The organism is Kitasatospora sp. NPDC054939 (assembly GCF_053610105.1).
On sequence record NZ_JBSGXP010000137.1, the window covers coordinates 1 to 22,970 of the forward strand.

Here is a 22,970-nt window from a genome sequence, read left to right on the forward strand (position 1 = left end):
CCGCCGAACCGTGATCGCGGTTCGGCGGCGCGGCAGCTCAGGACGTGGTCAGGAGCAGACCGGTGGCGTGTCGCTCGCGTGCGCCGTGTAGACGGTGCGGGCACCGTCACTGGATTCGAGGGGCACGCTGATCGTGTCGTTGGCCGTCCACGGAGACCCGTTGAGGTCGAAGGTCCAGGTACCGGTGACCTTGCGGGAAATCTTCGAGAGCGTGACCCAGCCGTAGTTCCCCGGTGGCACGACGAACTTCGTCTGGTTGGCGACGCTCTCGGATCCCGTCCACACGTGTTTGTAGGAGACCTTGAGCTTGGCGGTCACCTTGGCGATCAGTGACCCGATCTCACCGGTCTCGAAGCCGACCTCGACCTCGCTGCCCATCTCGTTGGACCAGCCGGTGGTCTTCGTCAGGATGAACGTGTGCTCCAGCGGACCGGGCGTGTTGTTGTACCACGGTACCGACTCGCACGAGGTCGGCAGTGGGGCTGCCGGCCCCTCGGCCTGCATGGTCCAGGAGCAGGAGTCCGGTGCCGCCTGGCACCGCTTGGCCGCGTGGTCGACGGCGAGGTCGAGAGGCGTGATCCCGGGAGTGGGGTGCTGCCACCGGCTGAGGAGAAAGCTCCACTTCTGCTTGGCCGGCCCCCAGCAGTTGCCGACCACAACGCCCGATCCGGAACGGAAGTTCTCGTCCCAGGCGTCCAGGCATCGTCCGTCGGGCTTCTCGCGACCATCGGCCGACGGCGGGCCGCTCACTGCGACGACCGCGCCGACGAGCAGTTCGGCGCCGACCGGCGACTCGGCCATCAGGCCCTCTGCGCAGCTGAGCACCGCCCGTACCAGGGAGTGCGGGTCGGGCCGGGCCGGCAGGTCCACCCGCCGCTCGGCGCTCACCGGCCGGACGAGGCTGCCGACAGACCCGGTCGCGGGTGACGCCGAGCTTGCGAAGAGTGCGGGCGACGTGGTGCTCGACCGTACGCGGTGACAGGCCCAGCGCGTGGGCGATGTCCCGGTTGCCGGCGCCCGTGGCGAGCAGCTCGGCGACCTGCTGCTCGCGGGGCGACAGCGCGTCGCCATAGCCCCGGCGGCCCGGCTCGGCCGGGTGGGTTCGCGCCCACGGCCGCAGCGCCCGCTCGCAGTTCAGGGCGTCCTGCGTCGCGCCGAGGCGGGTGAACACGTCGAGGGCCTCCCGCAGGTCGTGGGTGGCGAGCGCCGGGCGGCGCGGGTCGGTGGCGAGCCTCAGCCGGCCGATCCGTTCGGTGATCCGGGCCGCGGTGTGCACCCGTCCGATCGCCTGGAACTGGATCCGGGCGCGGTCCAGGTGGGCGAGCGCTCTCCCGGGGTCGGGCGCCGCGGTGAGCAGCCCCCGCGCCCACTGCACGTCGCCGGCCATCCCCGGGGCGGTCAGGCCCTCGATGCCGTGTTCCGCGTCCTCGGTCAGCTGTCGCGCCCCATCGGTGTGCCCGCAGGTCAGCGCGGCGTCGACCGCGATCGGGAGCGCCACCACGGGTCCGAGACGCCGCCACGCCCCGGCGGCGTCGCCCGCCATCAGGTCGAGCCGGGCGAGCGCGACCACGGCGTCCGGCACCACGTCGAAGTCCGGGTTCTCCTCCAGGTCGGTGACGAGGGCCCCCAGACTCGCGCGGGCGGTTTCCGCCCGGCCCTGCGCGGTGTCCAGCACGGCCGCCGCGGTCTCCAGGCAGAAGCCGAAGGTCGGCTCGGTGGTGTTCCGCAGGAGTTCCTCGATCCTCGCGCCCAGGCCGTGCCAGCGCCCGGTCGCGAGGTCGAGCTGCACCCGCACCAGCCGGCAGAAGTCCTCCAGCAGCAGGTAGTCGGTGCGCCGGGCCAGCTCCTCGGCCTCGGCCAGGAGCGCGGCCGCCTCGTCGTCGCAGCCTCGGGCCGCCTTGCCGTAGGCCGCGTTGAAGACGCCGCGGGCGCAGTGGCGCAGGAACCCGGGGCCGCCTGCCTGCGCATCTCCCATGGGCGCCTCCACACCTGCAGTCGGGACCCCATCCTCCCACCCCCCCCGGCACCCCACCAGCACCACGATCACGCCACGAGACCCTGGGGGGCGCCGGCGCGAGGCGACGGACCCGGCCGGCGCGCGGTGCAGGGATGGACGGAGATCCGTACCCGATTGCGCCGCCCGGATGCGCCGGGGCAGCCCTCGGTGGCGAACGGGCACGTCCGCCGCGGGGGGCTCCCGCTGCGTTGCGGGGCGGTCGGTGCTCGGCACCAGTGGGAGCACGCCGGCGCCCGCCCCGTGGCACGGGCCCGGCCCGGCCCGGCCCGGCCCACCGGAGGCTTGGTCCGGTGGGCCGGGCGTCGTGCGTCGGCGTTGGAGAGGGTGTCAGGCGCTGCGCCGGCTCCACCGCTGGCGCGGGTCGCCCTGGTCGCAGCGGTCGATGGTCAGCTGGGTGCCGGCGGCGATCGCGTAGCCCGGCTCGTCGAACCGCTTGGCGGTCGGGACCTGGAGGCAGCGTCCCGAGACCGGGTTGTACAGGGTGCCGATCTGTGCGATCCACTCCTGGTTCGAGCCGCCGTGGCAGTCCCAGAGGACCACCTTGGAGCCGCCGGCGACCCCGCCGCGGTAGACGTCCAGGCACTTGCCGTTGATGCGGACGGTCCGGTCGGTGCCCACGGTCCACTTCTGGGCGGTGCCGCCGTCGCAGGCCCAGTTGCGCACGGCGGTCCCTTCCGGGCTGCTGGGCCCGTTGCCGTCGAGGCAGCCGATGACGTTGTTGCCCCAGTCGGTGAGCGTGATCGGGCCGGTGACGGCCGTGGGCGAGCCGAGGGGGGTGACCGTCAGGTTGTCGAACCGGTCGTTGCGGTAGCCGTCGCCGCCGAGCCCGACCATCCCGGTGGTGAAGGAGGTGTCGGTGGCCGAGCCGACGGTGGTGCCGTCGATGGCGGCGGTCAGCGTGGAACCGTTGACGGTGAGGGCCAGGCGGTGCCAGGTACCGGTGCCGAGGGCAGGGACGGTGCCGCTCTTCAGGACGGTGGTGTGGCCGTCGTTCGGCGTGCCGTCGCTGTCCCTCCTGGACCGGACGATGGACCAGGCGCCGGTGTCGGACACCTGGAGGTAGTAGCCGTCGAAGAGCCCGGGGTGCCAGCCCTGGTAGCCCGTGCGGGCCATCAGTCGCGTCGAGCCGGCCTTCTGGAGCAGGGCGTCGGCGGCGACGGTGTAGTCGGTCCAGCTCAGGTCGCCGCCCATGGTGTACGGGTGGTCGACGTCGTGGCCCTCGTTCCAGACGATCGGCTTGACCTGCGCCCGCTGGGTGAGGCACCGCCCGGTGCGGCCACCGGCGCAGGGGGTGGCCTCGTAGGCGCCCTGCTGCTGGGAGAGGTAGCGCGGCTGCTGGTCGAGGACGGTGCTGTCGAAGTTGTCGGAGTACGGGAGGGGGACGGTTGCAGGCATGGGCACGACGGTGGTGGCCTTGCCCTGGCCGGTGGTGGTGGTCAGCGTGTAGACGTGGCCGGGCTTGACCTTCAGGGTGTAGGAGCCGTTGACGGGGACGATGTCCGCCTGGCGTTCGAGGTTGGTGGTGGAGTTGGTGTCGTTGACGTTGGTGGCCCACACGCGGACGGGGCCGGAGGACAGGCGTTCGAGACGTTGAGCCGGACCGTCTGCTCGACGGTGGCGGTGGTGGTCTCGATGACGGTGGAGTAGTCGGAGCCGGTGGGCGACTTGAGCGTCACGAACGTGCCGTTGCTCTCCACGCCGCCGAGGTAGCCGGAGCCCTTGTCGAGGAACTTCCAGCCGGGCGAGGTGAACTGGGTGATCTGCGCGGTCGCCCAGGTGTTCTTGCCCACGGTGTAGGTCCCGGACGCGGGCTGGTTGGCCAGCACGAGGCCGGCGGTGTTGTACGGCTGGTTAGGGTAGATCGCCGCGACCACGGGCCAGTTGAGGTGGGCGGTGAGCCGCCCGTCGATGTAGCCGCGGGTGAAGGTGCGGATCAGCGGCGCGGCACCGGAGAAGAGGTCCTGCGAGCCGTTCTCGCCCGCCCACAGCGGCTTGCCGGAGTTGCGCGCGTCGGCGTCGACGGGGCACGAGTAGGCCTCGCCGCCCGTCCCGCCGCCGCCGTTGCCGCCCTCGCACGGGTAGTGGGCACTGACGACCGACACGGCCTTCGCGAACTCGGGGTCGCGGATGACGTCGGTCGCGGTACAACGTGCTCGTGAACAACTCGGCGGCGGCGATCCACCTGGCCAACGCCTCCGGCGCCACCACCCGGTTCCACAACAACACGGTGCACAACACCGCACCGGAGGTGATCAGGCAGGACAAGGCCGGCGGCGCCAACAGGTTCGAGAACAACATCTTCCACACCACGCACTCCGGCGCCTCGATGTTCGAGGACAGTGGCACCACGTACGACCACAACCTCTACAGCGGCGCGAGCCCGGACGTACCCACCGGCGAGGACAACGAGGTCGTGGCGGCCGACCCGAAGTTCGTCAACCCCACCGCGAGCAGCGCCACCCCCACCGGCGCCACCCGTCCGTACCTGGATGCCGGCCTCAACTGGCGGATCCGCCCCGACTCGCCCGCCGTCCGGGCCGGCCTCGCCATCGCCGACAACGGCGGAGCGGACTACGACGGCACGGCACTGCCCCCCGCCCCCGACCTCGGCGCCCTCCAGCACGTCATCGTCGGCGACACCTTCGACGCCCTGCCCACCGGGGCACTGGCGAGCGGAACCAACGGGTGGACGGTCGTCTCCACCGGCAACAAGGTCGAGGTCACCGGCACCCCCGGCTCCACCGACCGGAGCGTCAAGCTGACCAGGGGGCAGGACACCGGCGGCCTGCCGGGCACCAACCTGACCCGCACCTTCCCCGAACCGCTCACCGGCACCGTCACCTTCGAGGCCGACGTGATGCGCAACGACAACACGACCAAGGGCGACTACTTCGGCCTGCCCTACCTGTACAACAGCGCGAACGAGCAGGTCATCAGCGTCGGGTTCTTCGAGCGCAAGATCGTCGCGTACTCGGGGACCACCCGCCGTGACATCATGCCCTACACACAGGGCACCTGGTACCACGTCAAACTCGTCGTCGACACGACGCGGCAGCGCTTCGACCTCTTCATCGACGACGAGCGCGTCCTGACCGACGCACCGTTCCGCACCCAGGCCCCCGGCATCGCGCGCATGGCGTTCTACGCCAACGGCGGGAACTTCGGGAGCGCTCACGTCAACAACGTCAAGGTGCACTGACGACCCCGCACCCACCGATCGCCCGGTCCGCCGCCCCGGGGAGGCGGACCAGGCGATACCGGCGAACCGGCCCGCGAGCCGGTGACCAGAGTCGTTCGTCATCAGGCCGATTCTGGACCTCGGCAGGGCTCGGAGGGTTGAATCGGGCTGGTTCGAAGAGGTCTCGACGAGTGGGGTTGCTGTGGTGGCGAGGAACGGCAGGCGGCGTCTGCTGCTGGGTGCGGTGCTGGTCGTGACGGTCCTCGCGAGTGCCGGGGTCTACTGGTTCCAGCCCTGGAAGCTGTGGACGGACGAGAGGATCAGCGACGCCCTGCCGCACGCACCGGCGCCTTCGGCCACGGGGACCGCGACCACCGGCACACCCACCACCGGTACACCCACCACCGGGCTCCGCACCATCGCCGGCGGATCGCTGATCAGCCACGAGCACACCACCACCGGCTCGGTGAAGGTCCTTCAGCTCCCCGACGGGTCCCGCACACTCCGGCTGGAGAACCTCGACACCAGCAACGGCCCCGACCTCCGCGTCTGGCTCACCGACGCGCCCGTGAAGGAAGGCCCGGGAGGCTGGCGGGTGTTCGACGACGGGAAGTACGTCAGCCTCGGCAAGCTCAAGGGGAACAAGGGCGACCAGAACTACCCGATCCCAGCCGATCTCCCGCTCGACGACTACACCAGCGTGACCATCTGGTGCGACCGCTTCGACGTCTCCTTCGGCGCCGCCGAGCTCAGCCGCACCTGATCCGTTGGCTACGCGGGCGGGCGAGACGGCAGGTCGTGATCACTGACCACTGCACCATGGCTGCGTGGTGTTCGGGCAGCCGCTCGTAGTCGCGCACGCAGCGGCGTCGGCGGCCGATCCACGCCAGGCTCCTCTCGACGACCCGACGACCCGACGACGCGCAATACAACACGGCCCTCGGCGCCGTCGCTGCGCCTGCCGACCTCGGCGGTGAGCGACAGGACATCCCTCGCCCAGGTCACGAGCCTGCCTGCGTCGCCGCCGTCGGCCCACCCGTGCCGGACGTGGTGGTGGATCAAGCACCCGCGTCCGCCACCTGTCGCCAGAGGTTCTCGGTCAGGCGCAGGACAGCCGACACCGGACCCGGGCCCGGGCCGCCGTCTCCGCTGGCCGGAATCGTTTCAGAATTGGTCCAGTCCACTGCGGCAGCCGCGCCCGTGGAGCAGGCCTCTCGGCCGGGGCCGCGGCGAGGCGTGCTCGACGAGGGCGCCGGCGATCGAGCACGCCGGGCCGGTGTTGACAGATGTCGCCTCCCGGCGCAGGGCGAGGCACCGCGCCGGGCCTCGATACGCGGAGGTTCATCGGGCGTCAACGGCCGTGCGCAATCCTGCGCGATTCAGCCGAGTTCCAATCAACTATTGACCCGGTTCCGAACATTGCGTTGCACTGGTGCCAGTTCAGCTCTGCCCTCTGCACGTGTGCCAGGGCTGTCGGGGTCTGTGTCGGCGACCCCGTCCCGCCCACCAGTCCGGCGTCGATGCGGCCGCCAGGGACCGGGCCTTCAGCCCAGCCGACCCGTTCCGGCCCCGCCCGGCACCTCCGATCCCCCGCACCCCGGGTCTCCCCCGCCTGCCCCTTGGAGCTCCCCGTGAGACTGCTCAGGCTGTTGACCGTGGCCGTCTGTACCGCGGCCGCCCTCGTCCTCCCCGGTTCGGCGTCCGCCGACAGTGCCGCCGCCACCTCCGCCGCCAACACCGCTGCCGCCACCGCCGCGCCGCCGCAGACCGTACCCGCGCTGCGCCAATGGACTCCCGGCAGCGGCTCGTTCACCTTCACCACCGGGAGCCGGATCGTCCTCGATCCCGCCTACAGCGCCCAACTCGCCGACGACGCGGCCACCTTCGCCGACGACCTCGGTCAACTGCAGGGCCGCAGCGTCCCGGTGACCGTCGGCACCCCCGGTTCGGGAGACATCGCCCTCACCCTCGGCGAGGACTCGCTGCCCACCGAGGGCTACCGGCTGACCGTCGCATCGGCGATCACCGTCCGGGCCGGCACCAGCACCGGCGCCTTCAACGGCACCCGGACGGTCCTCCAACTGCTCCACGGGTCGGCCACCGTACCGGCCGGGACGGCGCTCGACTGGCCGACCAAGGCCGAACGCGGGCTGATGATCGACCAGGGCCGGAAGTTCTTCACCGTCGACTGGGTGAAGCGGCACATCAAGGAGCTGGCCTACCTCAAGCTCAACTACTTCCACTTCCACCTGTCGGACACCTACGGCTTCCGCCTGGAGAGCTCCAGCCACCCCGAGATCGTCTCCGCCGACCACTACTCCAAGCAGGACATCGCCGACCTGGTCGCCCTCGGGCGGAAGTACCACGTCACCATCGTCCCCGAGATCGACACCCCCGGGCACATGAACCCGATCCTCGCCGCCCACCCCGAACTCGCGCTGCGGAACAGCTCCGGCACCGTCGATCCCGCCTTCATCGACCTCTCGATGCCCGGCGCCTACACGCTGATCAAGGACCTGCTCGACGAGTACCTGCCGCTGTTCCCTGCCCCCTACTGGCACATCGGCGCCGACGAGTACGTCGACGACTACAGCCGCTATCCGCAGCTGCTGGCCTACGCCCGCGCCCACTACGGCGCGAACGCGACCGCCAAGGACGCCTACTACGGCTTCGTCAACTGGTCCGACGCGCAGGTGCGGGCCGCCGGCAAGACCACCCGGATGTGGAACGACGGCATCAAGGCCGGCGACGGCACGATCGCTCCCGACGCCGGCATCGTGGTCGAGTACTGGTACGACTACGGCCTCACCCCCCAGCAGCTGGCCGCCGCCGGACACCGGGTCGCCAACCAGTCCTGGACCCCGACCTACTACGTGCTCGGTGGTGCCAAGCCCGACACCAGGTGGATGTACGAGACCTGGACGCCCGACCTCTTCCAGGGCGGCCGGACCCTCGCCGACCCGACGAAGAACCCCGGCTCACTGATTCACGTCTGGTGCGACAACCCCAACGCCGAGACCGAGGACCAGATCGCCGCCGGCATCATGTACCCGCTCCGCGGACTCGCCCAACAGACCTGGGGATCGCCCAAGTTGACGGCCACCTACGCCTCCTTCGTCCCGATCGCCGCCGCCGTCGGCCACAACCCCGCCTGGCCCGGCACCGGCCAGCCCGGCAACCTGGCGCGCAACCGGCCGACCACCGCCTCCAGCACCGAGACCGCGGACTTCCCCGCCGCCCTCGCCACCGACGGCGACGGCGCCACCCGCTGGTCGAGCACCTACAGCGACCCGCAGTGGCTGCAGGTCGACCTGGGCTCGACACAGACGGTCAACCGGGTCGTTCTGCGCTGGGAAACCGCGTACGGCAAGGCCTTCCGGATCCAGGTCTCCGACGACGGCACCACCTGGCGCACCATCCACTCCACCACGAACGGCACCGGCGGCCTCCAGGACCTCACCGGCCTGACCGGCTCCGGCCGCTACCTCCGGATGTACGGCACCGCGCGCGACACCTCCTGGGGCTACTCGCTGTACGAGATCGAGGTCTACGGGCCCCCGCCGAGCGGTACCCGCACGCCCACCGCGCACACCGCAACGGCGGGCGCCCCGGCTTCCGGCTGACCACACCCGCCCGGTCGGGCCACCGGCCCGTGCTCCGCCGCCCGGTTGACGGCGGAGCACGGGCCTTCGCTCACCGTGGGTCCCCGGCGGCACGGGCCGGCTCATCGAGGAGCTGCGCTACCACCCGGCGGGGAACGTCCTGCTCGGCGACCTGGAGCGCGAGCCCACCTTCTTCACCTGCGAACTGAACGCCGCCACCAGGTGGTGGCGGCACTGCCCCGCGAGAGCGACGACATGCGGGTGCTCCAGGGCACGGTGGCCTTTCTCGGCACACGTGCCGTGGGTGCACTCGCCGTCGGCAACGACCGGCCGGCCGCGGCGGCCCTCGCCGAGGAGAACGCGATGGCGGCGCGCACCCGCATGCAGATGGCGGACCTGTACATCCACACGGCGCCGACCGCCGTCAAGCGGTCGGCGCCGGTCTTCCGACCCACCCCTAAACGGCCTGATCGGCGGGGGTCGGTGCTTCCGTGCGCTTGGCCTGCAGGAGCTGCCGGCGCTTGTCGTCCTTCGCCCAGGTGTACGAGCCGGGCTTGCCCGCCTCGCTCGTCAGCTGCTTGACGGTGTGCTTGCAGATGAACTCCTTGAGCGCCGCGCCGGGGCGCCCACCGAGGTGGAGCCGCTTCGCGGTGTCGGCCTTGTCGGCGAACTGGAAGATGCCGGCGTTCCGTCCCAGGCTGATGCACTGACCGGCGAACCCGAGGTTGATGGGCGCGGGCTGTTCACCCGCGATCCGGCTGAGCACCGTGTCGGCGGCGTGGGCGCCCAGCGGGCCGGCGGCCTGGCAGCTCATGCGGAACGGCAGGTCCGACGGTGCCGCCGAGTCCCCGGCCGCGACGATGCGCGCGTCGTCCACGCTCGTCAGCGTCTCGTCCGTGAGCAGGCGGCCCAGCACGTCGGTGGTCAGCCCGCTGCGCGCGGCCAGGTCCGGCACCCCGAAGCCGGCGGTCCAGATGGTCACCGCGCTCGGCAGCTCGCGGCCGCCGTCGAGTCGCACGGCATCGCCGGTCACGGCCGTCACCCGCGCACCGGGGCCGTCGAGCACGGTCACTCCGAGCCCGGCCAGGCGCCTGGCGACCGCGCGCCGGCCCCGGGGGTGCAGGTACGGGCCGAGGACACCGCCGCACACCAGGGTCACCTTCCGGCCCGCCTCCGCCAGCTCGGCGGCGGTCTCGATGCCGGTCGGACCCGCCCCGACCACCGTCACCGCGGCCGTGGCGGGCGCGGCGTCCAGGACCGGCCGCAGCCGCTGCGCCTCCTCGAAGGTGGCGAGCGGGTGGGCGAACTCCGCCGCCCCGGGAACCTGCGGGTCGGTGCTGGTGCTGCCCACCGCGTAGACCAGGTAGTCGTAGCGGACCGCGCCGCCCGACGCCAGCTCCACGCTGCGCCCGGCGGCGTCGATCCGGGTCACGGTGTCGGCGACCAACCGGACGCCCTCCCCCAGGACTTCCCGGTAGTCGACGACCGCGTCGTGGGTTCCGCCCGCCAGTTGGTGCAGACGGATCCGCTCCACGAAGGTGGGGCGTGCGTTGATCAGCGTCACGGTCACATCGCCGCGCCGGGTCAGGCGATTGGCTGCCATGACTCCGGCGTACCCGCCGCCGATCACGACCACGTCGGTGTTCTCGTTCATGGCGTCTCCTCCGCTTTCAGGGTTTGCACTCAAGACACCGGTGACCCGCTCCCTGTGACAGCCACGTCCGTGTGGCCTGCCCCACAAAGAGAACTCACATCGATGCATTCACTGCACTGCTGTGCAGCGACTGCATGAAGGTATACTCAGCTCCTGAGGGGCCGTCAAGCCCCGGCCGGACCCGACCGACCTGGGAGCGACAGTCCACGATGACCAGTGACGACCCAGTACGCCGCGGTCGCGACGCGCAGCGCCGCCGCACCCGCAAAGCCATCGTCGAGGCGGCGGTCCGGCTGAGCGCCGGAGGGGCGACGCCGTCCGTCGACGAGATCGCGGCCGCCGCCGACGTCTCGCGTCGCACGGTCTACGCGTACTTCCCGAGCCTCGACCACCTGCTCATCGACGCGACCGCCGGTGCGCTCAACGAGCCCCCGGTCGAGGAGGCACTCTCCGACCCCTCGATCGCCGACGACCCCGCAGCCCGGGTGGACGCCCTCATAAGGACGCTGTTGAAGTACTCACCGCAGTCGCTCCCCCTCGGCCGCCGACTGATCCGCCTGACCGTCGATCCGCCGACCGGCGGCGCCCCGGAACCGACCGGGCCCCGCCGCGGCCCCCGCCGGATCGAATGGCTGGAGCAGGCCTGCACACCGCTCCGCGGCACCCTCAGCGACGAGGCGTACCAGCGCCTGATCTCAGCACTGACCATCGTGGTCGGCTGGGAGGCGCAGATCGCCCTGCGCGACGTCCGCGGCCTCGACCCGCAGGCCGAGGAGGAGGCGATCACCTGGGCGGCACGCGCCCTGGTGGAGGCGGCGATCAGGGAACACGAGACGGACAGCCGACAGGACGACGGCCCCCCACGCACCGGACGGCCCTGACCCCGGACCCGCGCAGCGGGAGGGCCACGGTGTCGACGAACGATCACCGGCCGACACCCCGCACCGACCACGAACCCGCAGGCCGGCAGCACTCGGTACAGCGGCTGGGTGAGCTGCGCGGGAGCCGGCCCGGCGCCGCGAGGCGGGCCCGCGGCGCCGGCTGGTCGGTCAGATCGCCTGGGCCGGTTCGTCGAGCCAGGCGTGCCAGCCGTCCGGGGTGACGGTCAGTCCGAGGCGCTCGATGCCGGGCTCGCCCGCCTCGTGCCACCACGCGAGGGTCCGCTCGAAGTCCTCCCACAGGCGGCGCCCGCCGTACTGGCGGACCCTGTGCGCGTCCTCGCCGTCCCGGAAGGTCGTCGCCGACCAGGCCGGAACGGTGAGGGAGTAGAGCCACAGGGTCCGCGCGCCGTCGTCGTGCGGCTGGATCGCGTGGACGATGTCGCGCAGACGCAGGCCGGCCGCGAGCGGGAACGGGTCGGACTTTCCGTGCGGCGGCACGACCGCGGTGGTGGTGTATTCGGTGACGGTGCCGCCGTCCGGCGGATTCTGCGGCCACCGCAGGCGCTGGGAGCGCATCTTCATGAACTCCACCCGCTGGAGGAACGGTCCGGAGGCGGTGCCGTCGCCGGTCACGGTGAGGCGGACCAGCGCGTCGGCATTGGAGTAGTGGGTGCCGAACGGCGCCAGGATCAGCCCGCCGGGCCGGGTCTGCTCGATCCAGGCCCGCGGGATCTCCCGCAGCCCGTACGTCGCGGTGATCCGGTCGTACGGCGCCCCGTCCTTCCAGCCGAGCGCCCCGTCCGCGCAGACGACGGTCGGCCGGTAGCCGACCCGCCCGAGTGCGGTGCGGGCCCGGGCGGACACGGCGGCGTCGATCTCGACCGTGGTCACGTTCGCGTCGCCGAGCCGGTGGGCGAGCAGCGCGGCGTTCCAGCCGGTGCCGGTGCCCTGCTCCAGTACCCGCATCCCCGGCTCGGCTTGGAGGTCGTCCAGCATCGAGGCGACCAGCGACGGCATCGAGGCGGAACTGGTCGGCACCGTTCCGGGCTCGGTGCGCCGGTGCTCGCCGTCATCCCACTGGGTGACGATCGGGAGGTCCGCGGCGGCCGCCGCCAGCCAGCCCTGCTCGTTCTCGGCCCGCTCCAGGGGCCGGCTCCTCCCGGTGGCCATGTCGTACGCCCAGATCAGGTCCGGCAGGAACAGCGCACGCGGGACGGCGTCGAAGGCCGTCGCCCACGCGTCGGCGACGGGGAAGGGCCGCCCCGGCCCGGGGCGGCCCTCCTGCTCAGGTGCGAGCGTCACTTGCGGTGTCCCCCGTCCCCTGGCGGGGTGGTGCCGTCAGGGGACGGCGGGTCGGACGGCGGCGTCCACGGGGTAACCGGGTGACCGTCCCCCTCGCCACCACCGCTCGAACCTCCGCGCCGTGGCCTCCGTCGCTGTCCATGCCGACCTCCTCGTCGTCGCTCCGATGGTGCCCCTCGCGGCTCGGGAGTAGTAGAGGGGCGCCCCGGCGCACCGGGGCACGGGCGGGCGCTAAGCCCGGCTGGGAGAGCGGTGCACAGGTCTGCGTGAAACGGTCGTGCCGAACGTCTCCCGCGTCGTGCCCCAGTACCCGCCGGTCAGGCGGTGGACCAGGGCCAGGCCACGGCCGACTCGGCCGCGGGGCCCGCCTCGACCAGGTCCTCCAGCCCCCAATCGCCTCCTGGTGCGCACCAGGCCACGGGCTGCGCGAACAGTCAAATGTCACCGGTCAGAGTGGAACTTCCCGTCGGCGTGCGAGTTCGACCGGGCCGGGAACGTGCCGCGCCATAGCGTGCGCAGGGACTGATCCGGGCGAGCCGTCGCCGGGATCACAACCTACGGAGGCACCGTGACCACGACCACCGGCCTTGCCGAGCTCACCGGCGACTACGTCGTCGACCCCACCCACACCCGCATCGGCTTCGTCGCACGCCACGCCATGGTCACCAAGGTCCGGGGCGCGTTCCTCCAGTTCGAGGGCACCGCGCACCTGGACGGCACCGTCCCGGCCAAGTCGGCCGTTCAGGTGTCGATCAGGACGGAGAGCATCGACACCGGCGTCGAGCAGCGCGACCAGCACCTGCGCACCAACGACTTCCTGGACGCGCCGAACTTCCCCGCGATCACCTTCCGCAGCACCGAGATCGAGCAGAAGTCCGACACCGACTACCGGGTCACGGGCGACCTCACCATCAAGACCACCACCAAGCCGGTCACCATCGACTTCGAGTACACCGGCCACGCCGTCGACCCGCACGGCAATCTGCGGGTCGGCCTGGAGGGCTCGACGACCATCTCCCGCAAGGAGTTCGGTGTGACCTGGAACGCCGCGCTGGAAGGCGGCGGCGTACTGGTCGGCGACAAGATCGTCCTGGAGTTCGACATCTCCGCGATCAAGCAGGGCTAGCCGTACCGACCTGTGGGGTTGGGGACGGGCAGGGCGGTCACCACGTCACAGGGCTCATGGGTGATCCGCAGCCGGCCCACCTGACCGCAGATCACCATCACCGGCCCCTGCCCGCGGCGCCCGGCTGCGCCGCGGGCAGGGGTGCCCGGCTCAGCAGGCCGGGGGACCACCGGGACGGTGTGGCTCGGGCAGCCGGCCTCGACGGTGCGCAGCACGTCGACCTCGGGCCGGTCGGCCGGCAGGCCCCACAGCAGGTCCACCGCGGTCCGGTTCGCGACGTACTGGCATCGGAACGATTCCATCGGCGGTCAGGACGGCTGGACTTGGTCGAAGTGGGCGATGGCTTCGGCGGGGTTCGGGCTGACGAGGCGTTCCAGACCGTCCGTCGTGAGCTTCGCCCACCTGGCGGCTCGTGCCCACATCCGTTCCTCGAAGGCGCGGACGGTCGCATCCAGATCTCCGGGGCCGGTGGCGATGGCCTCGGCGAGTTCGGCGCCTTCCAGCATCGCGAGGTTCGCGCCCGCCCCCAAGGGGGGGCATCAGATGGGCGGCGTCGCCCAGCAGCGTCACCCCGGGGACGTGGGTCCAGGTGTGGGACACGGGCAGGGTGTGGAGGGGGCGGTGGACGAAAGCGGTGCCGTGTCTGAGGAGGTCGAGAACCGGAGCGGCCCAGCCGTCGAACAGGGCCAGCAGGCTCGATCGCAGGGCCTCGACGTCGGCCGGGTCCAGGTTCCCGTGCCAGTCCAGCGGCGCGCGGAACTTGGCGTACACCTTGACGTGGCCGCCGCTGTTGCGCTGGGCGACGAGGGAGCGGTTCACACGTACACAGCCACGGAACCGTCGCCGATCAACCGGGCGAGGTCGGGGTGGCGGGTGTCGACGTCGTCGACGGAGGTCTCGACCGAGGTGACGCCGGTGTAGTGCGGTGTCGCTGACGAGACTGCGGGGCGGATCCGGGACCAGGCGCCGTCCGCGCCGATCACGAGGTCGAACGTCTCGGTTCGCCCGTCCGCGAAACGGACCAGTACGCCATCCCCGGTCCCCGGCATCACCTGCGTCACGCTCCGGCCCCACCGGACGTCGAGCGGGCCGAGCAGCAGGTCACGGAGTTGCCCGCGGTCGATCTCGGGGTTGGCCCGGTCGTCCGGGCGGGGGCGCCAGTCGCGCAGGACGGTCCCGTCCGTGTCCAGGATGCGCATGGCCTGCCCCTCGGGACGGGACAGCGCCCGGAACTCCGCCAGCAGCCCTGCCTTGTCCAACGCGAGCTGGCCCAGCCCTCGCATGCTGGCCACGGGCCGATTCCCGGCGCTGGCCAAGGCCGTGCACGACGGCACGGACGTGGACGCCGAGACATCCTTCGCAACCGGACTGGACTGGGTCCTCGACGCCGTGGCCGCCAGAATCGCCCGACCGCCGGCGTGATGCTCAGCTCGTGCCGAGGGTGAGCGGGCGAGCCTCGGTGGGCGGACCACCCCCGAGCGGCTTTGGGCGGGAGCGGATCCTGCGGCAGTGCTCGGGTCGGCGTTCGGAGGCGGCAGAGCGGGCGGGGGTCAGCTCGCGGTGAAGAGGAAGTCGTCCTTGTTGTAGTAGTTGGGTTGGCGGACGAGTGGGGAGCCGGCCTTGGCCGGGCCCGGCCAGATGTCGGCGGGGCCGAGCAGGTGGTCGGCGTAGTCGCTGGATGTGGCCTGGGGGGCGAAGTGGAGTCGGAGGGCAGCGGGGTTGCGGTCGGGGACGGGCTTCCAGAGCTGTTCCCGGTGGTCGGGTCGGCAGTCGCGCAGGACGACGGTGACGGTGTTGCCGCCGGTGGTGGTTCCGTCCAGGCAGCGGCCGCCGGCGGCGTTGCGGACCTGGTGGAGCCCGTCGCCGTCGGCGTCGAGGAACTGCCAGTGCTGGGAGTCGGCGCCGGTGCAGGTCGCCAGACGGACGCTGTCGCTGTCCCCGGGGGTGACGCACAGACCGGTGCGCAGGTTGACGAGGCGCAGTCCGCCGGGCCGGCGGGTGGGTGACGGGGTGAGGGTGGCGGACTTCGTCGGCGGGCCCGGTTCGCCGGCGGTCGTGGCGGCGCCGGTGGCGGCGGGAGTCGGTGGGGAGGGGTCCGTCGGCCGGACCGGCGAGGGGCTCGGGAAGGGGACCGCGGAGGGGACGGAGGTCGCGGAGGGGACCGGGGCCGGGGACGGCATCGGTCGGGCGGCCGCCGCCACGGTCAGGACGGCGAGGCCGAGCACGATGAGGCCGATCATGAGGGACCGCCCGGAGGGGCGCCGACGGTAACCGGCGCGGGCGGCGCGGCCTTGGGCGGAGTGGCCCGGGGGACGTGGACGGGCAGCGCCGACGCGCCCGCGGGCCCAGGGTCGCCCGTCCACAGCAGCAGCGCGTTGAGGAGCGCGGGCCGCTGCCAGGTGTGGATGGCGACGAGCTCGATGCGGGCGTGGGCGCAGTCGGGGCAGCGGGTCAGGTGGTGTTCGAGGGCGTGATCGTCCCCGTGGCCGCGGCGGACGGCGTCGCCGAGCCTGGCGACGAGTTGGCGGCAGTCGCGCCGCGGCGTGTGCAGGGCGTAGAGCTGGAGGTAGGCGTCGTGGAAGCTGCGGACGAGTCGGACGGGCGGGACGGCGGTGGCGTAGGGCCGGTCGGCCGGCGTGGTGGTCTCCTCCAGGTACTGCCACAGTTCGGCCCGGGCCTCCTCGGGGAGCCTGCGGAAGGCCTGGAGGGTCGGCGAGTTGGCTTCGGCGAGGACGTCGGCCCGGGTGCGCGGGGTGGCGGGGTCCGGGACGGGAAGGGTGTGGAGCCAGGCCAGGAAGGCGGGGGCGAGTACGGCGGCGCGGTGGTCGCCGGCCCAGCGGGCGGCGGTGCGTCTGGCGGCGGCGAGCAGGTGGGGCCGCCATGCGTGCGTGGGGCCCGTTCCGGAGCGGGCCGCCCCGAGGGTGTCGGCGAACACCTCGTCGGCGAGTGCGCGCGCGGTCCGGTCGTCCCGGCACAGTTGCTGCGTGTAGGCGAGGAGGGCGCCGCCGTGGCGGGTCGCGAGCGTTCGGGCTGCTGACCGGCGGGTCTGCTCGGAGTCCGAGCGCAGGTCGGCGGCTGGGTCTGACACTGGCGGTTCCGATTCTTGGGTGCGTGGTTGCGGATGGACGGCGTGGCGTCCGGTGCGTTGCGGATGGACGGCGTGGTGTCCGGTGCGGCGCCGGGAGGGTCCCGCCGACCGGGGTGGTCGGCGGGACCCGGGCGGTCAGTGCCGGCGGTGCTGGGTGCGGCGGCGGCGCAGGAGGAGGGCCGTGGCGCCGCCCGCGAGCACGAGGGTGGTGCCGACGGCGGCGGGGACGGCGACCTTGGCACCGGTGTGGGCGAGGGAGCCGGCGTCGCCGGTGGCGGCCGCGGTGGTGGCGGTTGCGGCGGGCAGGGGCGGGAGGGCGGTGCTGCCGATGTCGGTCGCGTCGTCGCCGTCGGCGTTGCCGTCCCCGGCGTCGGCGGACCGGGTGGCTGTCGGCTGACCGGGGGTGGGGGCGGCGGTGTGGGTCGGGGTCGTCCCGGTGCCGGGCTTGCCCGGTGAGGCGCTCGACGTGGGGGCGGGGTTGGGACCCGAGGTGGGACCGGGGGTGGCGCCGGTGCCGAGCGTGACCTGGACCTCGGCGCCGGCGGCGGTCGTGCCGGTGACGCTGATGGACAGGCCGCTCGCGGTGTCGGTGAGGGGCGCGCCGCCCTTGAACGAGCCGACGGTGGTCCTGTCGTCCCGCTTGCTGTTGGTGATCATGACGGCGTGGTCGTACCGGCCCTTGGGCACGCGGTAGACGACGACACCCTGCGCGACGTTGAGGTCCGGGGTGCCGGGGTCGGGCGTGCGGTACTCGACGACGACCCGGTCGCCGCCGCTGCCCAGGGGGAGGTCGACGGCGCGCGTCCCGGGGGTGTTCGGGGCGGCGTGCAGCGGGGTGAGGCGCACCGTCGTGGTGGCGGTGGGCGTGGTGGTCTGCTGGGGGGTCAGCCACTTCTGGGCGAGGAGTTCCGGCGCGGAGAGGCCCTTCTTCTCGCCGCCCCCGCCCATCGGCGTCCGGGCGCTGTGGCCGTCGGCGGTGCAGGCGGTGAAGCTGCCCGGCGTGCACACGTGCCATTCCTGGTGGGCGAGGCCGAGGTTGTGGCCGACCTCGTGGACGATGGCGGCGGTGTCCTTGACGGCTCCCTCCTGGAGCCAGGTGACGTTCCCGGGCTGGTAGCCGAGGCCCCACCACTGGCAGGCCTTCGTACTGGGGATGACGATCGACACGTGGTCGTAGGTCACGTCCGACGGGACGGCCTTGCGGGCGAGATCGGCCATCTTCCGGCTGTCGCAGGTGGAGTTGTCCATGTCGAGGTCGAACGGTCCTATCACCCCGTCCCCCTTGGCCGGCACGACGCTGAACCGGCCCCCGGAGTTGGCCGCGTAGTACGAGGCCAGGGAGGCCGTCGGGCCGAAGAAGCGGTTGCGGGCCTCCTGGCGGTCGACGTCCGGTTCGACGAGCTTGGCGTTGCGGAAGTTGACGAGCACGACGAGGTGCCGGTCGGTCTTCTGCGGGCCCGGATCGGCGGCCGCCGCCGGCGTGGTCAGGGCCGTGGCCGGGGCGACCAGGGCGCCCGCGGCCGCGACGGCGAGGAGAGTGGTGGCCGGGGCGCGGCGGGTCGCATCGTTCGGGGAGGTACGGCGTGCCATGCGTGGGTCCTTCGGTTCGTGGGGTTCGGCCACGGCGTGCGCGGCAGCGAACGGGCGGGTGGTGCGGGCGGGCTGGGTGGTGCGAACGGGCGGGTCGTGCGAACGGGCGGGTCGTGCGGGCGGGCTGGGTGGTACGGCAGCTGGATCACCGGCGGTTGGCGGTTCGCCGGGCCGGGCGGACCGTCGGGGACGGGGTCCCGGCGGGCAGGGGGAACGGCCTGCCGCTGCGCCGTGAGGGAGCGTTCGCCCACCGCGCAGGCGTGCGCGGTCCACCCGCCGACGGGCGGGTCGCACGGGGTGCCGACCGGTCGTCATACGCGGTGCCTCCTGCCTCCCGGTTCCTGACGGGGAAACCGGGCCGGCCGCCGGACGACCCGCGACTTTGCCAAGGCTTTACCAAGCTTGATCTCCGGCGGGCCGGCCGACTGACGGTCCGGATACGGACGAGCCGGGCGCCACAACCGTCACCGGGCGACGGGGCGCTTCGACGGGTGCCCGCTCGCCCGCAGGCCTCCCCTGCCGACGGACCGTCGTGGCCCCGCCCGCGGACCGTCGCGCGTTGCCGCGCAGGCCCACGGACGTGCACACTTGCGCGCTATCCAGCCGGGACGCAGGCCGGCCCCGCGGGCGGACATGCCCCACGCACTCATCCAACCGGCCCTCGGCAAGCAGATCGGAGCGAGCGTTGAGCGTACTGACGACGGCCTTCCGGGCGGACCTCACCGACCTGGGTGACGCCGAGTTGGCCGCCCTGCTGCGCGAACCCCGGGCCGCAGCCGGGCCCGCCGTCCGTGAGGTGATGGGCGAGGTGTTCGCCCGTCACCACGCCGCCGTCCTGGCCTACGCCCGCACCTGCTGCCGGGACGACGCGACCGCGCACGACCTCGCGGCCGAAGCCTTCGCCCGCACCTACCGCGCGGTCGCCTCGGGAGCCGGACCGCACCACGCCTGGCGCCCGTACCTACTGACCTGCGTCCGGCACACCGCGGTGGACTGGACGCGCGACGGCGCCCGCACCCAGCTGTCCGACGACTTCGACACCTGGGCCGACACCCTGCCCGCCGACCAGGACGTCGAGTCCGCCGTGCTCGCCGCCGAGGAGGGATCGCTCGTCCTGCACGCCTACCGGTCACTGCCCGAGCGCTGGCAGGCCGTGCTCTGGCACGCGGAGGTCGAACACGAGCCCGCCGCCGCGACCGCCCGGCGGCTGGGCATCACCGCCCGGGGCATCGGATCACTGCTCGCCCGCGCCCGCGAAGGCCTGCGCGAGGCCTACCTGCGGGCCCACCTCGACCACAGCACCAGCGAGGAATGCCGGCACTTCGGCCGGCTGATCGCCGCCTCGGTACGCCGGTCCGACAAACGCGCCCACCGCGACCTCGGCCGCCACCTCCAGTCCTGCGCCGACTGCGCCCGTGCGGAGCGCGACCTGCGCGACCTCAACGGCCGGCTCGGCGCGCTCCTGCCCGTGGGCATCCTGCTGTGGAGCCCCCAGGTCCTCTGGCCCACCGCCGCCGGCCACGGCGCCCACCTGGCCACCGCCGCCAAGCTGGGCGCCGCGCGCCTGGGAACCGCCAAAGCGGCGTGGACGGCCGCAGCCGTCACCAGCGCCACCGTGGCCGCCGTCGTCGTACCCGACCTGGTGCCCGCGACCGACCGACCGGCGCCACCGCCACCGGTGACGATCCAGGCGGCGCCCGCGAACCGGCCGCCGACCACGACGGCACCGCCCTCCACGCCCCCCGCACCGTCCGCGACCGCGACCACCGCCACCCCCTCGCCCTCCGCCTCCGCCCCGCCCCCGGGCTCCCGGACCATGGTCAACGCGATGACCGGACTCTGCGCCCAGGCCGACCCCGGCGGCGCCCTCACCCAGCGCACCTGCAACCGCAGCGCCGGCCAGACCTGGACCGTCGTCCCGGTCGGGAGCAGCGTACGGATCAGGAACTTCGGGACCGGCCGCTGCCTCGGCACCGGCGGCAGCACCGCCCACGGCGACCCGCTCGTCCAGGAGAACTGCGCCAACAACACCAGCGGTCAGCTATGGACCATCCGCGACAACGGCATGGTGGTCAACACGGCCAGCGGCCTGCTGTTCGGCCTCAAGCACTGGCCCAAGGCCGACCACCCCGGGGACGGCGACCAGCTGACGCAGAGCCTGAACTACTACGACAGCCAGGCCTTCCGCTGGCAACAGCGCCCGCTCGGGGCGTGATCGAGCCGGGGACACGACGGGGCAGCGAGAGGCTGACTCACGGCAGGACTGCGGGTTCGCCGGGTTCGGGCCCGGGTTGCGCAAAGGTTCAGGGGGTGTTTGCGGTCGCCCAGGTGCGGAACAGCGTGAGGGCCTCGGTGAGGTTGCCCGGGCCGCAACGTGGCGCATCCCGGCGGCGCGGCTCAGAGGTAGGGATGCCAGCGGCCGAAGCGGGCCAGTAGGCGGCGTGCGGCGTCCTCGTCGAGGCCCAGGGCCGCGGCGGCCTGCTCGGGGCCGGTGTCGTGGCGGGCATCATGGGCGGCCCAGTAGCCGGCCTGAGCGGCGGTCACCTCCATGCGGCGGGCTGCGCGCAGGGCGGCCAGCGGGGAGGTCTTCGCCAGCTTCTCGACCTCCTCCTCCAGGCGGGTCAGCAGGTCGGTGACGGCCTCGGGCAGGGGAACGGCCGACCTCGCCACCTCGACGGTGTGCTCGTCCCAGTCCTGAGCGCACGCCTCCGCGACACCGCCGGCCGCCTCCACCAGATCCTGGTCGCCGATCAGCTCCCAGTCCAGCGGCCGCCTGCCACCGGTCCACCCGCAGGAGCACACCGCACGCAGCGCCGCCGCCCGCGGGACGCGGACGTGGTGGGGCCGGCCGTCGTAGACGCTCCACTGCGCGACGCTCTCCCCCGCCCCGTGGCTCGTCAGCGCGAAGTAGACCGGCTTGGGAACGGTGCCGTCGGCCAGGAGTACCCCGACCGCTCCCCCGTGCGAGGTGCCGAACTCCTCCGTCGTCCAGGTCTCCCGCCTGCCCTCGTCCACAGCACCCCTTTCGCGTGTCGGTCCGGCTGCGCCCCGCGGGGCGCGGGATCGACGATGCCGCAGCGCTGGTGGACCGCACCACCGGATCGGCGAAACTCCGCGGCCCGACGAGGTGGTGTGCGCCGGCGTGCGCCCCCGGACAAGCGCGTGCGCCCCCTTTCGGTGGGGCTGCGAGAGGGCGGATGTGGTTCGGCATCATGCCGGTGCAGGAGGTGGAGCTGAGAACGATGCCGCTGCCCCGCCTCGCCGGCCACTGCCCCCAGACCGGCGACCACTGGATCCACCACGGCACCCTCCACGCCGGTTCCGCCCGCGGCGTGCGGGGCTGACAATGGTGCGGGGAGGTGTGGCCCGTGGTCGCGGATCATAACGGGGTGGTTTCCGTACGGTTGGAGCCTGTCGGACTGCTCGGCGGCCTGCGTCCACGGCAGGAATGGCTCTACGACGTCGTCCCCGGAGACCACGATGTCCCGGGATACGTGGCCCTCTCCGGTACCGAGGAGGAGTGCCGGCAGTGGCGGGACGCCGCGGACACGTACCGGACAGCGGTCACCGAGGCGGTCGGGCGGCTTCGTGCGGTGGAGTCAGGGCCCTGGTGGCTGCGGTGGCTGCCGGGTCGGGTGAAGCGGGCACGGCGGAGATTCGAGGAGCGGTTCGATGCGGCCGGCGAGCGGTACCGGCCGGTGATGGAGGTCATCGACGAGCGGTTCCGCCTTCACCGGGAGGAGGAGCGCCGGCTGCTGGAGCAGCGACTGCGGGCGACGGTGCAGCGTTGTCTGCCGCTGGCCGAAAGGGCGGTGTGGGAGTGGATCCAGGCGCGCCCGTCCGCTGTGTACGTGTTCCGCCATGACGTCCCGCCGGCCCACGTGCTCCCCCGTGGACGGCGAGCCGCGGAGCCGCTCGATGCGGTCGGCCTGCTGGCGGCGCTCGCAGGCCTGATCGAGGGCGGCGTGGCCAGGATCGACTGGGATGCGAACGCGCGCCGGGCGGTGGAGGACGAGTGCTCGGTGCCGGGTGACCGTGTATCGAACGGCAGATGGTGGGGTTTGGTCATGACAGGACGGTGGCCCCGGCTGAAGCAGCCCCCCGCGGCCTTGAAGCACTTCCCCTCATCCACGAGTTTCGGCTCCAGCGAGAGGTCGTGGGGGTCGGCCTACGCCGACAGGTACTCCTACCACGACGACGGATACCGGGAGCCCGACACCGGCCGCGGCCACTACTTCGGTGGCTACCACGGCAGTTACGGCAGCCCGTTCTGACATGCCCGTGGAGTCGATGGCGTGTGCAGCCTGGTGATCGCCCTGCGGTTGGGACGCGAGGACCCCGACGCACAGGAGATCGCGTCCTACAGCCCCCGAAACGCCTCGGGTTCGGCGCGAGGGGACGCCGACGGGGTGGGGGGCGACCGGAAGGCGGTAGGCGGGGGGGCACACGGCCCCAACGGGGACCCCACCCCCCGCGAGGGGTGCCGACCCGCCGGGTCCAAAAGCGGGGCCCCCCGGGCCCCCGGCCCCCGG

Annotated in this window: 19 protein-coding genes and 2 pseudogenes; 9 read left to right on the forward strand and 12 right to left on the reverse strand. The window is 72.8% G+C overall.

Going from position 1 to position 22,970, the window contains the following annotated elements:
* Positions 1–48: 48 nt before the first annotated feature.
* From ACWGB8_RS29905 to ACWGB8_RS29920, 4 genes are all read right to left on the reverse strand, one after another.
* Complete coding sequence (locus tag ACWGB8_RS29905) at positions 49–378, reverse strand: hypothetical protein (protein WP_452216741.1); 330 nt, start codon at positions 376–378, stop codon at positions 49–51.
* Entirely contained in the window at positions 341–1,975 is a 1,635-nt protein-coding gene (locus ACWGB8_RS29910) for a LuxR C-terminal-related transcriptional regulator (RefSeq protein ID WP_452216742.1), read from the reverse strand. Before ACWGB8_RS29910 ends, ACWGB8_RS29905 begins: the two co-directional genes overlap by 38 nt.
* A gap of 369 nt (positions 1,976–2,344) precedes the next feature.
* Positions 2,345–3,574: a ricin-type beta-trefoil lectin domain protein gene (locus ACWGB8_RS29915; RefSeq protein ID WP_452216743.1), complete on the reverse strand. Its 1,230-nt coding sequence runs from the start codon at positions 3,572–3,574 to the stop codon at positions 2,345–2,347.
* Positions 3,484–4,260 (reverse strand): hypothetical protein, encoded by a 777-nt coding sequence (locus ACWGB8_RS29920; RefSeq protein WP_452216744.1) that lies wholly within the window; start codon positions 4,258–4,260, stop codon positions 3,484–3,486. Before ACWGB8_RS29920 ends, ACWGB8_RS29915 begins: the two co-directional genes overlap by 91 nt.
* On the opposite strand from ACWGB8_RS29920, the gene ACWGB8_RS29925 reads away from it, so the two are divergent.
* The 3 genes from ACWGB8_RS29925 to ACWGB8_RS29935 all read left to right on the forward strand — a co-directional run bounded on the left by ACWGB8_RS29925 (position 4,173) and on the right by ACWGB8_RS29935 (position 8,818).
* Positions 4,173–5,216, forward strand: coding sequence for a hypothetical protein (locus tag ACWGB8_RS29925; RefSeq protein WP_452216759.1), 1,044 nt, complete (start codon positions 4,173–4,175; stop codon positions 5,214–5,216). The two genes, ACWGB8_RS29920 and ACWGB8_RS29925, sit on opposite strands and share 88 nt — an antisense overlap.
* Before the next feature lie 184 nt (positions 5,217–5,400).
* Positions 5,401–5,958 (forward strand): DM13 domain-containing protein, encoded by a 558-nt coding sequence (locus ACWGB8_RS29930; RefSeq protein WP_452216745.1) that lies wholly within the window; start codon positions 5,401–5,403, stop codon positions 5,956–5,958.
* An 868-nt stretch (positions 5,959–6,826) separates the two neighbouring features.
* Positions 6,827–8,818, forward strand: coding sequence for a family 20 glycosylhydrolase (locus ACWGB8_RS29935; RefSeq protein WP_452216746.1), 1,992 nt, complete (start codon positions 6,827–6,829; stop codon positions 8,816–8,818).
* Between the two features lie 436 nt (positions 8,819–9,254).
* Here ACWGB8_RS29935 and ACWGB8_RS29940 read toward each other — a convergent pair whose 3' ends face one another.
* Positions 9,255–10,451 carry an NAD(P)/FAD-dependent oxidoreductase gene (locus tag ACWGB8_RS29940; RefSeq protein ID WP_452216747.1) on the reverse strand — a complete coding sequence of 399 codons (1,197 nt, stop codon included), beginning with the start codon at positions 10,449–10,451 and terminating at the stop codon, positions 9,255–9,257.
* Between the two features lie 209 nt (positions 10,452–10,660).
* Here ACWGB8_RS29940 and ACWGB8_RS29945 point away from each other — a divergent pair, with 209 nt between their 5' ends.
* Positions 10,661–11,332: a TetR/AcrR family transcriptional regulator gene (locus ACWGB8_RS29945; protein ID WP_452216748.1), complete on the forward strand. Its 672-nt coding sequence runs from the start codon at positions 10,661–10,663 to the stop codon at positions 11,330–11,332.
* A 168-nt stretch (positions 11,333–11,500) separates the two neighbouring features.
* Here ACWGB8_RS29945 and ACWGB8_RS29950 read toward each other — a convergent pair whose 3' ends face one another.
* On the reverse strand, positions 11,501–12,634 hold the full coding sequence (locus ACWGB8_RS29950; protein WP_452216749.1) for a methyltransferase domain-containing protein: 1,134 nt from the start codon (positions 12,632–12,634) through the stop codon (positions 11,501–11,503).
* A 568-nt stretch (positions 12,635–13,202) separates the two neighbouring features.
* Between ACWGB8_RS29950 and ACWGB8_RS29955 the strand changes: the two genes are divergently transcribed.
* The gene (locus ACWGB8_RS29955; protein ID WP_452216750.1) at positions 13,203–13,760 is read left to right on the forward strand and encodes a YceI family protein; all 558 of its coding nucleotides are present in this window, start codon (positions 13,203–13,205) and stop codon (positions 13,758–13,760) included.
* On the opposite strand, the gene ACWGB8_RS29960 is transcribed toward ACWGB8_RS29955, so the two are convergent.
* Positions 13,757–14,062, reverse strand: a complete 306-nt coding sequence (locus ACWGB8_RS29960) for a hypothetical protein (RefSeq protein WP_452216751.1) — start codon at positions 14,060–14,062, stop codon at positions 13,757–13,759. The two genes, ACWGB8_RS29955 and ACWGB8_RS29960, sit on opposite strands and share 4 nt — an antisense overlap.
* A 6-nt stretch (positions 14,063–14,068) precedes the next feature.
* Positions 14,069–15,037: pseudogene (locus tag ACWGB8_RS29965) on the reverse strand (FAD-dependent oxidoreductase); the annotation flags it as partial.
* Between the two features lies 1 nt (position 15,038).
* Between ACWGB8_RS29965 and ACWGB8_RS29970 the strand changes: the two are divergent.
* Positions 15,039–15,182, forward strand: a pseudogene (locus tag ACWGB8_RS29970) (TetR/AcrR family transcriptional regulator C-terminal domain-containing protein); the annotation flags it as partial.
* 128 nt (positions 15,183–15,310) lie between these two features.
* Here ACWGB8_RS29970 and ACWGB8_RS29975 read toward each other — a convergent pair.
* The 3 genes from ACWGB8_RS29975 to ACWGB8_RS29985 all read right to left on the reverse strand — a co-directional run bounded on the left by ACWGB8_RS29975 (position 15,311) and on the right by ACWGB8_RS29985 (position 18,438).
* The gene (locus ACWGB8_RS29975; protein WP_452216752.1) at positions 15,311–16,000 is read right to left on the reverse strand and encodes an RICIN domain-containing protein; all 690 of its coding nucleotides are present in this window, start codon (positions 15,998–16,000) and stop codon (positions 15,311–15,313) included.
* Entirely contained in the window at positions 15,997–16,848 is an 852-nt protein-coding gene (locus ACWGB8_RS29980) for a hypothetical protein (RefSeq protein ID WP_452216753.1), read from the reverse strand. The genes ACWGB8_RS29975 and ACWGB8_RS29980 overlap by 4 nt, the downstream gene beginning before the upstream one ends.
* A gap of 135 nt (positions 16,849–16,983) precedes the next feature.
* On the reverse strand, positions 16,984–18,438 hold the full coding sequence (locus ACWGB8_RS29985) for a hypothetical protein (protein ID WP_452216754.1): 1,455 nt from the start codon (positions 18,436–18,438) through the stop codon (positions 16,984–16,986).
* Positions 18,439–19,123: 685 nt separating this feature from the next.
* Between ACWGB8_RS29985 and ACWGB8_RS29990 the strand changes: the two genes are divergently transcribed.
* Positions 19,124–20,653, forward strand: coding sequence for a sigma-70 family RNA polymerase sigma factor (locus tag ACWGB8_RS29990; protein ID WP_452216755.1), 1,530 nt, complete (start codon positions 19,124–19,126; stop codon positions 20,651–20,653).
* A 182-nt stretch (positions 20,654–20,835) separates the two neighbouring features.
* Here the strand turns inward: ACWGB8_RS29990 and ACWGB8_RS29995 are convergent, their stop codons facing one another.
* Positions 20,836–21,453, reverse strand: coding sequence for a hypothetical protein (locus ACWGB8_RS29995; protein ID WP_452216756.1), 618 nt, complete (start codon positions 21,451–21,453; stop codon positions 20,836–20,838).
* A gap of 197 nt (positions 21,454–21,650) precedes the next feature.
* Between ACWGB8_RS29995 and ACWGB8_RS30000 the strand changes: the two genes are divergently transcribed.
* Positions 21,651–21,782, forward strand: a complete 132-nt coding sequence (locus tag ACWGB8_RS30000; RefSeq protein ID WP_452216757.1) for a hypothetical protein — start codon at positions 21,651–21,653, stop codon at positions 21,780–21,782.
* 24 nt (positions 21,783–21,806) lie between these two features.
* Positions 21,807–22,712, forward strand: coding sequence for a hypothetical protein (locus tag ACWGB8_RS30005; RefSeq protein WP_452216758.1), 906 nt, complete (start codon positions 21,807–21,809; stop codon positions 22,710–22,712).
* Positions 22,713–22,970: the final 258 nt, after the last annotated feature.